The sequence below is a fragment of the Martelella sp. AD-3 genome, from assembly GCF_001578105.1.
GTDB lineage: Bacteria > Pseudomonadota > Alphaproteobacteria > Rhizobiales > Rhizobiaceae > Martelella.
The window spans coordinates 2648841-2662314 of record NZ_CP014275.1; the positions used below are offsets into that span (position 1 = coordinate 2648841).

General features: G+C 63.4%; 14 protein-coding genes. 3 read left to right on the top strand and 11 right to left on the bottom strand.

Going from position 1 to position 13474, the window contains the following annotated elements; genetic code table 11:
* Window positions 1-2 precede the first annotated feature (2 nt).
* The 5 genes from AZF01_RS12325 to AZF01_RS12345 form a co-directional block, all read right to left on the bottom strand.
* Complete coding sequence (locus AZF01_RS12325) at window positions 3-803, bottom strand: M23 family metallopeptidase (protein ID WP_244435533.1); 801 nt, start codon at window positions 801-803, stop codon at window positions 3-5.
* A gap of 156 nt (window positions 804-959) precedes the next feature.
* Window positions 960-2441: an Asp-tRNA(Asn)/Glu-tRNA(Gln) amidotransferase subunit GatA gene (gene gatA / locus AZF01_RS12330; protein WP_024707342.1), complete on the bottom strand. Its 1482-nt coding sequence runs from the start codon at window positions 2439-2441 to the stop codon at window positions 960-962.
* Between the two features lie 21 nt (window positions 2442-2462).
* The gene (locus AZF01_RS12335; protein WP_024707343.1) at window positions 2463-2921 is read right to left on the bottom strand and encodes a GNAT family N-acetyltransferase; all 459 of its coding nucleotides are present in this window, start codon (window positions 2919-2921) and stop codon (window positions 2463-2465) included.
* A gap of 3 nt (window positions 2922-2924) precedes the next feature.
* On the bottom strand, window positions 2925-3212 hold the full coding sequence (gene gatC, locus AZF01_RS12340; protein ID WP_024707344.1) for an Asp-tRNA(Asn)/Glu-tRNA(Gln) amidotransferase subunit GatC: 288 nt from the start codon (window positions 3210-3212) through the stop codon (window positions 2925-2927).
* A 74-nt stretch (window positions 3213-3286) separates the two neighbouring features.
* Window positions 3287-3991 carry a metal-dependent hydrolase gene (locus tag AZF01_RS12345; protein ID WP_024707345.1) on the bottom strand — a complete coding sequence of 235 codons (705 nt, stop codon included), beginning with the start codon at window positions 3989-3991 and terminating at the stop codon, window positions 3287-3289.
* Between the two features lie 106 nt (window positions 3992-4097).
* Here AZF01_RS12345 and ruvX point away from each other — a divergent pair, with 106 nt between their 5' ends.
* Complete coding sequence (gene ruvX, locus AZF01_RS12350; RefSeq protein WP_024707346.1) at window positions 4098-4571, top strand: Holliday junction resolvase RuvX; 474 nt, start codon at window positions 4098-4100, stop codon at window positions 4569-4571.
* 2 nt (window positions 4572-4573) lie between these two features.
* Here ruvX and AZF01_RS12355 read toward each other — a convergent pair whose 3' ends face one another.
* On the bottom strand, window positions 4574-4747 hold the full coding sequence (locus tag AZF01_RS12355) for a hypothetical protein (RefSeq protein WP_156484733.1): 174 nt from the start codon (window positions 4745-4747) through the stop codon (window positions 4574-4576).
* A gap of 121 nt (window positions 4748-4868) precedes the next feature.
* Here AZF01_RS12355 and AZF01_RS12360 point away from each other — a divergent pair, with 121 nt between their 5' ends.
* Both AZF01_RS12360 and AZF01_RS12365 read left to right on the top strand, forming a co-directional pair.
* Entirely contained in the window at window positions 4869-5795 is a 927-nt protein-coding gene (locus tag AZF01_RS12360) for an AEC family transporter (protein ID WP_024707348.1), read from the top strand.
* Between the two features lie 4 nt (window positions 5796-5799).
* The gene (locus AZF01_RS12365; RefSeq protein ID WP_024707349.1) at window positions 5800-6177 is read left to right on the top strand and encodes a VOC family protein; all 378 of its coding nucleotides are present in this window, start codon (window positions 5800-5802) and stop codon (window positions 6175-6177) included.
* A 327-nt stretch (window positions 6178-6504) separates the two neighbouring features.
* Here the strand turns inward: AZF01_RS12365 and tuf are convergent, their stop codons facing one another.
* The 5 genes from tuf to AZF01_RS12390 form a co-directional block, all read right to left on the bottom strand.
* Entirely contained in the window at window positions 6505-7680 is a 1176-nt protein-coding gene (gene tuf / locus AZF01_RS12370; RefSeq protein WP_061449643.1) for an elongation factor Tu, read from the bottom strand.
* 262 nt (window positions 7681-7942) lie between these two features.
* Window positions 7943-9109, bottom strand: a complete 1167-nt coding sequence (locus tag AZF01_RS12375; protein WP_081725754.1) for a GGDEF domain-containing protein — start codon at window positions 9107-9109, stop codon at window positions 7943-7945.
* 395 nt (window positions 9110-9504) lie between these two features.
* Complete coding sequence (locus AZF01_RS12380) at window positions 9505-10899, bottom strand: M20 family metallopeptidase (RefSeq protein ID WP_024707750.1); 1395 nt, start codon at window positions 10897-10899, stop codon at window positions 9505-9507.
* A gap of 133 nt (window positions 10900-11032) precedes the next feature.
* Complete coding sequence (locus AZF01_RS12385) at window positions 11033-12574, bottom strand: ABC transporter substrate-binding protein (protein WP_024707749.1); 1542 nt, start codon at window positions 12572-12574, stop codon at window positions 11033-11035.
* Between the two features lie 38 nt (window positions 12575-12612).
* Entirely contained in the window at window positions 12613-13473 is an 861-nt protein-coding gene (locus AZF01_RS12390; RefSeq protein ID WP_024707748.1) for a serine hydrolase, read from the bottom strand.
* Window position 13474: the final 1 nt, after the last annotated feature.

Sequence of the window (13474 nt, forward strand, 5' to 3'; positions counted from 1 at the left end):
TGTCACACGCCGGCGGCTGCGTGCTTCTCCCGGCCGTCGGCAGCGACCGCCCGCTCGAATTTCGAAAGCGCCGCGCCGGAAAGCCGCCCTTCGCGAATGAAATGCACCTTCATCGGGTCGACCTTGCGGCCGTTGACGGAGACTTCGTAATGCAGGTGAGCGCCGGTCACCAGGCCGCTCGTGCCGACATAGCCGATCACCTGCCCCTGACGAATGGCAGCGCCAGGCTTGATGCCGTCCGCAAAACGGCTCTGGTGGCTGTAGCCGGTCTCGTATCCGTGGCCGTGGTCGATCACGAGCATGCGGCCGTCGCCGCCGTGCCTGCCGGCGAACTTCACGACCCCGTCGGCGGCGGCATGGATGGGCGTGCCGACGGGTGCTGCCCAGTCCACGCCCGCATGCATGCGCGAATAGCCGAGCACGGGATGGCGCCTGTTGCCGAAGCCGGAGGTGCGCCGCCCCTCCGGCACGGGGTTGCGCAGCAGATACTGCCCGAGGCGATAACCCTGGGCATCGAAATAACCGCTCTTGCCCGTTTCAGGATCGCGGTAGCGGTAGACCTTGACCTTGCTGTCGCCAAGGCTCACGACCATGTCGAAAGCGCTCGCCGCAAGGCTCGGCGCGTCCTCCGCCGCATAGGAAAGCCGCATCCGGTCATCCGGTCCGGAGGAGGATGCCGCCGCGCCGCCGGACGGGCTGAGGAAATGCTCGATCGCGGCTGTTTCACCGTTTTCCGCAAGCATGGAGGTGCAGCCCGCAAGCGCCACACCGGCCGCCAGGCACATCACAATAAGCGTCTTCACGTTCAGCCTTTCAAATCAATTGAACGGCGCGCTTGAACGCGGAGAGTGTGACCGAATTGACACCGGAAGGAGGCGTTTTGGCAGCGCGGGCCTTATTCCGGCCGGCGCCGTAAACCTGGACTGACGGAGTCGCGTTTCAGGGCGAAAGCCGTCCGCTCACCACCACTTTTTCGGGGTGAACCGTCCGGCGGCCTTTTCCATGACGGCGGCGGTGCGGAACAGGGTTTCCTCGTCGAACGGCTTGCCGATGAGCTGCAGGCCGAGCGGCAGGCCGTTGGCGTCGAGGCCCGCGGGCACGGAGAGGCCCGGAAGGCCGGCCATGTTCACCGTCACCGTGAAGATGTCGTTGAGATACATCTTCACCGGATCATTGGCGAGCGCCTCGTCGGCGATGCCGAAGGCGGCCGACGGCGTTGCCGGCGTCAGGATCGTGTCGACGCCTTGCGCAAAGACATTCTCGAAGTCGCGCTTGATCAGCGTGCGCACCTTCTGGGCCTTCAGGTAATAGGCATCGTAATAGCCGGCCGAGAGCACATAGGTGCCAATCATGATGCGGCGCTGGACTTCCTTGCCGAAGCCTTCCGCGCGGGTCTTCTCGTACATGTCGGCAATGTCCTTGCCGGGCACGCGCAGGCCGTATTTGACGCCGTCATAGCGGGCAAGGTTGGAGGAGGCCTCGGCCGGCGCGACGATGTAATAGGCGGGCAGCGCGTATTTCGTATGCGGCAGCGAGATGTCGACGATTTCCGCGCCGGCGTCCTTCAGCCAGGCGATGCCCTGTTGCCAGAGCTTCTCGATATCCTCCGGCATGCCCTCGACGCGGTATTCCTTCGGAATGCCGATCTTCATGCCCTTGACCGACTGGCCGATGGCGGCCTCGTAGTCCGGCACGGGAAGGTCGACGGAGGTCGTGTCCTTGTCGTCGACGCTCGCCATGGATTTCAGGAGGATCGCGGCATCGCGCACGTCGCGCGCGATCGGTCCCGCCTGGTCGAGCGAGGAGGCGAAGGCGACGACGCCCCAGCGCGAGCAGCGGCCATAGGTGGGCTTGATGCCGACCGTGCCGGTGAATGCCGCCGGCTGGCGGATCGAGCCGCCGGTATCGGTCGCGGTGGCGCCGGCGCAAAGATGCGCGGCAACGGCCGCAGCCGAGCCGCCGGACGAACCGCCCGGCACGAGGTTCTGGTTCGAACCCTCGGCCCGCCATGGGTTGATCACCGGACCGTAGTAGGAGGTCTCGTTGGACGAGCCCATGGCGAACTCGTCCATGTTGAGCTTGCCGAGCATGACCGCGCCGTCATCCCAGAGGTTCCGGGTAACGGTCGATTCGTATTTCGGCTTGAACCCGTCGAGGATGTGCGAGGCCGCCTGGGTGTGGACGTCGCGCGTGCCGAACAGGTCCTTGATGCCGAGCGGAATGCCCTCCAGCGCGCCGCCGGTGCCCTGCGACAGCTTCAGGTCGGAGGCCTTGGCCATCGCCAGCGCCTTGTCCGGCGTGACGGCGACATAGGCATTGAAGGTGCCGTTGAAGTCGTCGATCGCCTTCAGATAGGACGCCGTCAGTTCGGTCGCGGTGATTTCCTTCGCCTGAAGCTTGTCACGGGCCTCGGCGATGGTCAGGGCGGTCAGTTCGGTCATCTGCTTCACTTTGTCGTGTTGTTATAGCGCCTTGCGAAAGAAGACGGACTGCTTGGTCGGCGCGTGGTTCAGAATCTTTTCCGTGCGTTCGAAACCGGCCTTCTCGCAGAAGGCGATCGATTCCGTCAGATTGGCATCGGTGACGATGACCAGTTCGCGCAGTCCCTCGCTCTTCGCCAGGGAGGCGATGTGGCGCAGGATGGCGCGGCCGATCCCGTGCTTGCGGTAGGCGGGCTCCGTGAACAGGCGCTTGGCCTCCGCCACGCCGTTGCCGTGGCGCACCAGCGCGCCCGTGGCGACCGGCTTGCCGTCGACGCGGGCAACGAAGCTCGTGGCGCCCGGCGTGCTGACATCCACGGTCAGCTGGTAGTCGATCGCATCGGAAGACGACATGCGCGAGAGCGATGTCTTCAGTTCGGTGAAGAGCGCCTTCAGATCATCCTGCTGGGGGCTCTCGATATCGATTTTCGGCTGTACCATCCCTCACTCCACAACTTTTGGCACCAGAAAGAAATTCCGTTCGGATTCCGGCGCGTTGGCAACGATGTCGTCGGCCTTGTCGCCGTCCGTCACAACATCATGACGCTTCTTCATCTCCATCGGCATGACCGAGGTCATGGGCTCGACACCGGTAACGTCAACTTCGCCAAGCTGCTCGACGAAGCCGAGAATGGCGTTGAGTTCGCCGGTCATCCGCTCCGCCGATTCCTCATCGACGGCGATGCGGGCCAGACTGGCAACGCGTTTGACGGTCGCGGTGTCTACGGACATGAATGCTCTCCGGGTTTCACGATTTCACCACACGCTATAAAGGGCGTCGCCGCCCTTCGCAACGGGGCATTTCATCAGAAGGCGACCGTTTCGCCGGGTTTGGGCGTCAGCACTTCGGTCGGCCCGCCGGCCATGCCGCTGACGAAAGCCTCCGGCGTCTGGTCGATGATCGGGAACGTGCCGTAGTGGATCGGTATCACCGTATCGAAGCTGAAATAGCGCTTGCAGGCAAGGGCTGCGACCGCGCCGCCCATGGTGAAGCGGTCGCCGATGGGCACGAGGCCGATCGCAGGCGCATGCAGTTCGTTGATCAGCGCCATATCGGAAAAGATATCCGTGTCGCCCATGTGATAGAGCGTCGGCTCGTCGTCGATATGCAGCATCAGCCCGTTGGGATTGCCGAGCGCATGCGATACGCCATCCTCGGTAATGAAGGCGGAGGAGTGCAGCGCATTGGTGAAGGTGACGGTAAAGGAGCCGAAATCGACCGTGCCTCCGGTATTGCCCGGCTGCAGGTTCTCAAGCCCCTTCGACCCGAGCCAGGCGGCGAGATCGGCATTGGCAAGCACGGTCGCGCCGGTTTCCTTTGCGATCGGGATCGTGTCGCCCAGATGGTCGCCGTGGCCGTGGGTGAGCAGGATATGGGTGACGCCCTTGGTCACCGCCGCCTGGTCGAGCCCCTCGAAGGAGGGGTTGCCGGACAGGAAGGGGTCGATCAGGATCGTCGCATCGGCAATCTCGATGCGGAAGGCGGAATGTCCGAGCCAGGTGATCTTCATTTTGCATTTCTCCCTTCGAGGCGGTAGTTGAACGCGATTGGCTAAAACGTAATGCGAACAGGCGCCATTTTCCATCGGGAAGCGGCAAAACCATGGGAAAAGACCGATGACAGTGATGACAATCGAGGAACTGGCCGAAACCCTGCCGCCACATGCCGCAATCGCCGGCCTTGATCTCGGCACCAAGACCATCGGCCTTGCCGTCTCCGATCTCTCGCGCCGCTTTGCGACGCCGCGCCCGGTGATCAGGCGCGTCAAGTTCACGCACGACGCGGAAACCCTGCTCGCCTTCGCCGAGAAGGAGAAAATCGCAGGCTTCGTCATCGGCCTGCCGGTGAACATGGACGGCTCTTCCGGTCCGCGCGTGCAGGCAACCCGCGCCTTTGTGCGCAACATGGAGGCGCTAACCCCTCTCACCTTCACCTTCTGGGACGAGCGACTGTCGACGGTTGCCGCGGAACGGGCGCTTCTGGAAATGGATGTGTCGCGACAAAAGCGCGCCGGGCGGATCGATTCGGCTGCCGCCTCCTTCATCCTGCAGGGCGCGCTCGACAGGCTTGCGGCCCTGTCGCGCGGATAGGATTATTGCTCGCCCGCCGGACCGCAATCCACAGCCGGATCGCGCAGCATGCGCTTCGGGTCGAAAAGATAATCGACGAACACGAAGGCAAGCAGGATGGCGCCGCTGACGGCGAGCTCGACCGGAAGGGCGGCAAGCGCAGCACCCATCAACCCGATCTGAAACCGCTGCGTCATCCGCTCCTGCATTGCCTTTCCGCCTTTCCTCCTGTCTTGTCTGACAGCAATTCTTTCTCTCTGGCAAGCGCCTTCGGTTCGCAAAGTTAACCGGGCGGTAAGGAAATCACGGAATGCGTGCATGCTGATCATCTTCGAAAGTGTTCTGCCGATCTTTCTGACCGTGGCGCTCGGCGTCGGCCTGAAGCGCCTGCCGCTCTTCAGCGCCGATTTCTGGGATGGCCTCAACCAGCTCGGCTATTACGTGCTCTTTCCGGCGCTTCTGTTCACCACTCTGGCGCGGGCCGATTTTTCGACGATTGCGGCGGGAGACATAACCTGGGTGACCCTTCTCGGCGTCGCCGCCATCTCCGCCCTGACGATGGCGCTTTGGCCGCTGCTCAGGGCCTTCGGGCTGGGCAGTCCGGCCTTCACCTCCGTGTTCCAGACGACGACGCGCTGGAACGGCTTCGTGGCGCTCGCCATCGCCGACAAGCTCGCCGGGCTTGAGGGCATGGCCGTCATCTCGCTGATGATGACGGTGACGATCATTCCCCTCAACCTCATCAACGTGCTGGTTCTGGTGTGGTTTTCCGGCGAGAACCGCAATGTCGGCATGATGGCGCGCAAGATCGCCGCCAACCCGCTGATCATCTCCGCCTTCATCGGCATCGCCTTCAATCTCGCTGCCATCCCGGTCTATCAGCCGGTCTATGACGCGATGAACCTGATGGCGCGCGCCGCCTTGGGCATGGGCCTGGTCCTCGTCGGCGCCGGGCTGGTGATTTCCGACGCGCTGAAGCCGAAGCCGATGGTTCTGCTGCCGTCCTTCCTGAAACTCGCCCTTTTCCCGCTGATCACCTACGCCTTCGCCACCCTCTTCGGCATTTCAGGCACGCCGCTTGCCATCATGGTCCTCGGCGCCAGCGTGCCGACCGCCATGAACGGCTATGTCCTCGCCCGCCAGCTCGGCGGCGACGCCCGTCTCTATTCGGCTGTGGTGACGGTGCAGACGATGCTGTCGTTCTTCACCCTGCCGCTGGCGCTGATGCTTGTGGGGGGCGGCTGAGACCATGGCCAAGCCGGTTTTCATCAATACGCTCGTCTTCGTCTCCGACATGAAACGCTCGGTCGACTTTTACTGCCATCGCCTCGGCCAGACCGTCGCGCAGGATCACGGCGATTTCGTCCAGCTGGAAAACGGGCTCGCTCTCCATAGGGGGCCCGCCCTTGAGGCGACCATGTTCGGCGCGCCCTCCGGCGAACGCAGCCCCTACGGCCGCGGCAATCTGGTGCTCTATTTCGAAACCGACGAACTCGAGGCAATGTTTGCGCGGATGCCGCTGAAGACGGACCTGATCCACCCGATCGAAACCCAGGCCTGGGGCCAGAAGGTGTTTCGCTGCTATGATCCCGACGGACATATCGTCGAGGTGGGGGAGCCGATGTGATATTCGTGTTGGCTCAAATACGCCGAAAAACCGCCGAACCGCCCCGACGGAGCTCAGCTTGCTAGGAAAGCCCCCTCTCTTGTCCCCGTTATGCTCGGGCTTGTCCCGAGCATCCAAGCGCGTTTCCGCATGACAGGCGCATCGGACAAAAATCCATTTTAAAACAGAACATTATCAACCAACCGCTCCGTTCGCAGGGAGAGGTGGTTAGATCCTCGGGACAAGCCCGAGGATGACGTCCGTATGGGTGGCGAGGTTGGTCAACAAACTGAAAAGCCCCGCCGGATCGCTCCGGCGGGGCTCTCGAATGTCTGCGTCGCGCGTCGATTACTCGACGATCGATGCCACGATGCCGGCGCCGACGGTGCGGCCGCCTTCGCGGATGGCGAAGCGCAGCTTTTCTTCCATCGCGATCGGCACGATCAGTTCGACGTCAACCGTGACGTTGTCGCCCGGCATCACCATTTCCGTGCCTTCCGGAAGCGTGACGACGCCCGTCACGTCCGTCGTGCGGAAGTAGAACTGCGGACGGTAGTTGGTGAAGAACGGCGTGTGGCGGCCGCCCTCATCCTTCGTCAGGATGTAGGCTTCTGCCTTGAACTTCGTGTGCGGCGTCACCGAACCCGGCTTGCAGAGAATCTGGCCACGCTCGACCTGGTCGCGGTTGATGCCACGGATCAGAGCGCCGATGTTGTCGCCGGCCTGGCCCTGGTCGAGCAGCTTGCGGAACATTTCAACGCCGGTCACCGTCGTCTTCTGCGTCGGCTTGATGCCGACGATCTCGACTTCCTCGCCAACCTTGACAATGCCGCGCTCGACGCGACCGGTCACGACCGTGCCGCGGCCGGAAATCGAGAACACGTCCTCGATCGGCATCAGGAAGGGCTGGTCAACCGGACGCTCGGGCGTCGGGATGTAGTCGTCGACAGCGGCCATCAGCGCGCGGATCGCGTCTTCGCCGATTTCCTTGTTGCTGTCTTCCAGAGCGGCAAGAGCCGAGCCCTTGATGATCGGAATCTCGTCGCCGGGGAACTCGTAGGAGTCCAGCAGCTCACGCACTTCCATCTCGACGAGCTCGAGAAGCTCCTCGTCGTCAACCTGGTCAACCTTGTTGAGGAAAACCACGATCCCCGGAACGCCAACCTGACGGGCAAGCAGGATGTGCTCGCGGGTCTGCGGCATCGGGCCGTCGGCGGCCGAGCATACCAGGATCGCGCCGTCCATCTGCGCCGCGCCGGTGATCATGTTCTTCACATAGTCGGCGTGGCCGGGGCAGTCGACGTGGGCGTAGTGGCGCTTCTCGGTCTCGTATTCGACGTGCGCCGTCGAAATCGTGATGCCGCGTGCCTTTTCTTCCGGCGCCGCGTCGATCTGGTCATACGCACGGAAGTCACCGAAGAACTTCGTGATCGCAGCCGTCAGTGTCGTCTTGCCGTGGTCAACGTGACCAATCGTGCCGATGTTGACGTGCGGTTTGCTCCGCTCAAACTTTGCCTTTGCCATGAAAATGCTTCCTGTAACTGGTAACACGGATGACCCGGCGAACCGGTTTAGTGCCGCCGTTTAAGGCTTTCGACAGCAATAAGCAAGACCAAATTCGACAGTTTGATGCCCCCGGTCCCACCGGGGGCGAAAACCCGGTCCCTTTTGCCCGCCATCGGACACGCGGAAACCGGCCTTCCCCGAAAAAGCGACGCATGGCCAAGAGCTTGGGAGCGCATGCCTGCGGGCCGCTGGCGCGGCCGTCGGCCCCTTCCCCGCCGCTTCAGGCGCCAGCCCGCGAGACTTCGCCCGGCGCCGTGGCAGAGGGCGCGCCGTCGGCAACCACGCGGTTGCGCCCCAGCCGCTTTGCCCCGTAAAGCGCGTTGTCGCTCATCCGGTAGAGCGTCTCGTAGCCGCGCTCGGAGCGCGCGATGGCGACGCCGATGCTGCAGGTTGCCTCCAGCCCGTCGGAGACCTCCGGGAAGCGCCGGTGGGCGAGATGGATGCGGATACGCTCCGCCATGGCGCAGGCCCCCTGCCGATCGAGCCCGAGGGAGAGGATGGCGAACTCGTCGCCGCCGATGCGGCCGACGACGTCCGTCGCCCTCGTCTCGCTGAGCAGGATCTGGCCGAAGGCCTTCAGCACGGCGTCGCCGACGGGATGGCCCAGCGTGTCGTTGGTCAGCTTGAAATTGTCGAGGTCGAGCAGGGTCAGCGCCACCGGCGTGGACGAGCCCTCGCTGTAAAGGCCGCTGACCGCCCGTTCGAAGCCCTCGCGGTTCAGCACTCCGGTCAGGCGGTCGCGGTCGCGCAGCGTGTTGAGCCGGTCAAGAGACTCGACGAAATGCGACGCCAGGATTTCGATCGTGAGGATCATCGCGATCATCAGGATATAGATCTGCGTCGCCTGCCAGAGGATCGAGTTGGGATCGGCGATGATCCCGGTGAACAGCATCACGGCGGTGCGCAGGCAGTGCATGACGCCAAGCGCGATGATTGTCCAGAAGATCAGCTTGTCGTGCAGGGTGTCGTCGCGGCGGATCCAGAACCTGAGCATCGCAAGCCCCATCACCACGACGAGGCCGACATTGATGACGATCGTGCGCTGAAACGCCGTGCCGTAAATCTGGAAAAAGCTGTAGAGGCCGAACAGCGCCAGAAAGGCCGTGACGTTGAAGGCGACGCCGAAGGTCTTGCCGCGCCGCTGAAGCAGGCCCTCCGCAAACAGAACCTGGGCGACGATGAACAGCCCGTTCGCCACGGAAAGCAGGGGCGTGACGCGGTAGTGTCCGAAGAGAAAGGTCACCAGGAACGCGAGCGCGAGAACGAGGAAGGACGCCGAAAGCATCAGCAAATAGGAGCGTCTGACACCGGTGAGCCAGGCCACGATGAAGCTGCCCGCCAGGATCAGCAGCCCGCCGAGCAGCATCAACAGCTGCATGATTGTCATTTGGTGCCCCTCGACGCCACGGGCGTCCCCCTCCCGCCTGCCAACCCAACGTTGCCGAGGCCATCACAAAGCCCGGAGAACGGGCGCCAGTTTACGTCCAGATCCCTCCGCATGGTAGCAAAAGCATCCGGGCGTTGGAATCACCTTTCTGATGATATACAGGGGGATGGCCCGAAAGACACGGGTGCGTTCGACTTCGCTCATCCGGCGGTTAATCTGAACCGACCGATGATCCATCTCCTTGTTCAGGCGCATCGGGTTATCGAAAAACCGGCAATCCCCTGTTCGCCCGATGCTCCAACCGTCCGAGCGTCTCGTCGCTGCAAGGACCATGCCCCTCCGGGTTGCCCGCCGGAGGACACGCCGTCCTGCAGGCCCTGGGCCTTGCCGCAGGTTTACCGGGCTTTTGTCTTTTCGCGCCATTCGGTCCTCGCCCGCTCGATCAGGCCGGGGTCGCGGACGGCGGCCAGGCCGGTGGCGGCAATCGCCTTGGCGGCGTGGACGAAGGCCTTGTGGGCGGCCGGGCTCTTGCCCTGGGCGACCACCTGCCAGGTGTGGGGATTGGTGCCGATCGCCCAGGCCGGCGCCCAGCACTGCGCCGTCGGCACGACCCAGCTGACATCGCCGACATCCGTGGAACCCGCGCGGAAATGCGACTTGCCCTCAAAGGCCCTCAAGCCCCGGTGCAGCGGTTGGCTTCCGTCGACCGGCGTATTGGAAAGCGCATCGCCCTTGATCTGATAGAGCCGGATGCTGCTGTCGATCGCCTCCTGTGAGAACGTCGCCTGAATGTCCTTCGCGAAAGCCTCGTCGGCCTCGTCAAAGGGCACGGGACCGAGCGCCGTCATCTGCTCGTGCATCGCGGTTTCGAGCGTGAGGTTGGGCAGCAGGCTGTTGGTTGCCTTGCCGAGTTCCAGTTCGACGCTGGTTTCCGTCATCATCGCGGCGCCTTCGGCGATCTTCTTCACCCGTTCGGCGAGCGCCCGCGCGCCCACGATTTCCGGAGCCCGGATCATGTAGCGGCCGGCCGCGCGCGCCTGCACGACATTGGCCGCGACGCCACCGGTCTCGGTGATCGCGTAATGGATCCGGCAATCCGACGGCATGTGTTCGCGCAGGAAATTGATGCCGATATTGGTAAGCTCCAGCGCATCGAGCGCGGAACGGCCGAGATGGGCGGCATTGGAGGCGTGCGCGGCCGTGCCCTTGAAGCGGATATCATATTCGATCACGGCGAGATTGTTGGTGGAGCGCACGCCGTTGAACGGCGCGGGATGCCAGGTGAGCGCAAGGTCGACATCGTCGAACACGCCGGCCTCGGCCATGATCGTCTTGGCGCCGCCGCCCTCCTCCGCCGGGCAGCCATAATAGCGCACGGTGGCGGCAATGCCGTTCTTTTCCAGATGACGGGCAAGGCCGACCGCCGCCAGAAGCGAGCCCGCGCCGAGCAGATTGTGGCCGCAGCCATGGCCGCTTGCGCCAGGCTTGTCGGACTTCTCCTCGGCGATGCCGGCGACCTGGTTCATGCCGGCCAGCGCATCGAATTCGCCGAGGATCGCGATCACCGGCCTGCCGCCGCCATATTCCCCGCAAAAGGCGGTCTTGATACCGGCAACGCCGCGCGTGACGGAAAACCCGTATCTCTCCAGAAGCGCTGCCTGGAGCTTCGCCGATTCGAATTCCTCGAATTTCAGTTCGGCCAGGTCCCATATCCGGTCGGAGAGTTCGATGAATTCGGGCTTCAACGCCTCGATTTCACTTGCGAGTTGTTCAATCGCCTGCTGGGTCATGGAAAAGTCCTGTTTGCTGCCGGGGCAGCAGGTCTGGGGTCATGAAAGGTCGCGCGGCCCATGTCGATGGGCCGCGGGATAAGGGTTCTTGAGGAGGAAGGCCGCGCCGCCGGGACGGCGCGGCGATAGCCGGTCAGTCGACCGAAACTTCCCATACGCGGGGATTGCCCTGCCAAACGGGGGAGCCCTCGAGGCTCGCGGTCGCGGCCCAGATGTCGACCATGTCGTACATGAACAGGCCCGGCATATCCTCGAGCATCAGCGTGTGGAAATCGTCGAAGATCTGCTGGCGCTTTTCCTGATCGGTTTCGCGATAGGCGGCGTCGAGCAGTTCAACCGCTTTCGGGTTCTCCCACATCAGCGATGTGTTCTCGTCCTTGTCGCCGACATAGAAGCTCATCATCAGCGCCGGATCGAGGCGCGGGGAGACCGACTGCGAGATCACCTGGTAATTGCCCGAGCGGCGGCGTTCCACCTGGGTGGCGTAGTCGAGCACCTCGATCTGAACGTTGAGGCCGGCCTGCTGCATCATCGCCTGGGCGATGATCGCCGCCGGATAGCTCGGCACATTGCCGCGGCGGTTGGCGATGATGGAGATCGGCTCGCCGTTATAGCCGGCGTCCTTCAGTTCCTTCTTTGCCGCCTCGATGTCATAAGGCAGGCACTCTTGCTGGGTCTCACTGTAATAGATCGAGTTGGTCGCGATCATCGAGCAGTTGGGCGTGCCGGTTCCGTTGGAGGCGGCGGCGACCAGCTGCGGCAGATCGAGCGCCATGGCCATGGCGCGGCGGACGCCCGGATTGGCGAGCACCGGATCGCGGGTCTGCATATAGAACAGGTTCTTGCCGTTGTTGACGGCGACGATCAGCTTGCTGTCATCGCGGTCCTCGAATTCCGGCATCAGATCCGGAGAGACTTCGGCGAGATCGAGCACGCCGGACTGGATGCCGGCCTTCACCGTCGAGGCGTCGGGAACGACCATGAACTTGACGCCGTCGGCGAGCGGGTTCTTGGCGCCGACCGTGCCGTCCGGCGCGCCGTCGTTTTCCGGCGAGACATAGGCGTCGTTCTTGGCGAGATGGACATACTCGCCCTTCTTCCACTCGTCCCACTTGAACGGGCCCGTGCCGATCGGTGCTGCGAAGCTGCCATCCTCGCCCACGGATTTCGGCGAGATGATGCCGGTAAAGCCGCATTCCGGGCGGGCCATGAGGCCGAGGAAGACCGCCGAGGGCTCGGCAATCGTCATCGTCACGGTGGCGTCATCGACCTTCTCGATGCCGGTCAGCTTGACCACGCGGCTGCCGTCGAAATCCGGCAGGCAGCGCCATTTGCCGTCGGCATCCATGTAGCGGTTCATGGACCAGACCACATCATCGGCGGTCATCTTGTCGCCATTGTGGAAGGTGACGTCATCGCGCAGCGTAAATGTGTAGGTCAGCCCGTCATCAGACATGGCGACGGATTTGGCGAGAAGCGGCTCAACCGCGCCATCCTCGGTGTAGCCGACGAGGCCTTCGAGAATGTGCATCATGATTGCGTCGGTATTGCCGTCGCGGTTGACGCCCGGATCGTTGGAGCGCAGGTCGGAGGAGAGCGCGACGACGATGTCGCGCGCTGCCGCCGTCTGGGTGAGCGCCGCCAGCATCACGCCGGCAAGGAGTAGTTTCTTCATGTTTATCCCTCTTTGCTGTTGGTTCTGTTTTCAGGCCTTCAAAGTCCGGTGAAACAGGCGCGGGCGAGCCGGCCGATCGTCTCGAGTGCCACCGTGTAGCCGGGAAGCCCGTCCGGCATGGTGAGCGGTACCCCGTCCGTATAGGCGGCGAGGATGAAGAGCGGCGCGCCGTCGCGATAGACGATGCCCGCATCCATGCGCCCGCGCTTGCCCCTTCCGCCCTTGCTGGCGATCACGGTATCGAAGGGAAGGCGCGAATGGATGCCGTAGCGCAGCACCTGCGATTTCAGCATCTTCAGCGCGAAGGCGGATAGGTCCTGCGAAATGCCGAGCTTGGCCGAGGCATCGGCGTCCGTCTGGGCGGCAAGGATCGTGTCGAGCAGCATCACCTGGTCGGCGGCCGTCGTCACCGTCACCGCGTCGAGCGGGTGGTCGTGCGGCAGCGCGATCGGCGGGATCAGGAAGCGGTGACGGGTGCCGGTCATGCCGATCGCCGCGCAATAGGCCTGAACCTCCTCCAGCGTCAGACGCTCGAACACCATATGGGTGCAGACATTGTCGGAAAGCGTGATCATGCCGGCGATCGCATCGCGCAATGACAGGATCATGCCGGGCGTCATGTGGCGCAACACGCCGCTCGCCACCTGCTCGGCGTGATGCGGCTCGTAGACGATCTTCTCGTCGAAGCTCAGCCGCCCGTCCCCGATCGCCTTCAGCGCCGCCATCATGATCGAGATCTTGCGGGTCGAGGCCGACGGCGTTTCCTCGGTCGCGCCGCGCTCGATGGTTTCGCCGGTCACGAGGTTCTTGACCTTGAAGCGGACGGTGAAGTCCTGCGCATCGCAGATTTTCGCGAGTTCGGCGGCCGTCAATGCCGTTTTTTCGGTTCGTTCAGTCATA